Source organism: Aequorivita sinensis, assembly GCF_006346335.1.
GTDB classification, from domain to species: Bacteria; Bacteroidota; Bacteroidia; order Flavobacteriales; family Flavobacteriaceae; genus Aequorivita; species Aequorivita sinensis.
Genome location: NZ_VDMC01000106.1, coordinates 1 through 211 on the forward strand (window position 1 = coordinate 1; position 211 = coordinate 211).

Below are 211 nucleotides of genomic sequence, written 5' to 3' on the forward strand. Positions count from 1 at the left end.
TTTAATCTCGGTGTAAAGTTCGATATAACGGCCGTTTGCGCTGCGCTCAATTCGTTTTTAGGGGTTATGTTGCTTGCTATAACCCAATTATCCACTCAGCAAGCTTTAAAATTCGCATTCCCGAGAAATTTCATAAAATTCATGAAATACGGAAATCTTAACCCTGCAACTGAATTTAAAAGAAAATTAGTGTAGTTTTGAGACAGACTGC

The 211-nt window shown here is 37.0% G+C and carries 1 protein-coding gene; it reads left to right on the forward strand.

Annotated features, from left to right (window positions below; genetic code table 11):
- A partial coding sequence (locus FHP04_RS14675; RefSeq protein WP_218937273.1) for a hypothetical protein occupies window positions 1–195 on the forward strand: 195 nt, incomplete at its 5' end.
- Window positions 196–211 lie beyond the last annotated feature (16 nt).